This is a genomic window from Streptomyces albidochromogenes (assembly GCF_005981925.1).
GTDB classification, from domain to species: Bacteria; Actinomycetota; Actinomycetes; order Streptomycetales; family Streptomycetaceae; genus Streptomyces; species Streptomyces albidochromogenes.
Window position 1 is genome coordinate 1 of record NZ_VBVX01000750.1, and the last position, 466, is coordinate 466.

Here is a 466-nt window from a genome sequence, read left to right on the forward strand (position 1 = left end):
GGAGGGGGACGTACGGGTCGACGTGCTGTGGCACTGCCTGCCCGTACGGGAGGCTCCGCCGGCCGACGTGCCCTCGCTCGGGGAGGCCGAGCGGGAGCTCGCGGAGGCGCTGCGGGACGCCACGGCGGTGCTGTCGCGGCTCGACCTGGCGGGGTCGGGTCCGGTGGCCGAGGCCGCGATCGACGCGTACCGGGCGCGGGTGGAGGGCGGCGGCGCGGAGGTGCTGGCCCCCGGGTATCCGCCCCGGGCGGTGCGGGTGCTGGAGCTGGCGCAGCGGGTGGGGCTGCTCGTGTCGGTGGCGCACGAGAACGGGCACGGGGGTGCGGTCAGCGCGTCGGAGATGGCGGCCCGGGTGGAGGCACTGCGGCCGGTGGAGCGGGTGGCCCGGCGGGCGCAGGTGGCGGCGTACAACGCGTGGGTGGAGGAGCGGGAGCGCGGGCGCTGAGGTGGTGGGGCGTTCCGGGGC

1 protein-coding gene is annotated in these 466 nt (G+C 78.8%); it reads left to right on the forward strand.

The window, feature by feature from the left end; translation table 11 throughout:
• On the forward strand, positions 1–445 hold a 445-nt coding region (locus E2E34_RS35040), incomplete at its 5' end, for an Rv1486c family protein (RefSeq protein ID WP_500691592.1).
• Positions 446–466: the final 21 nt, after the last annotated feature.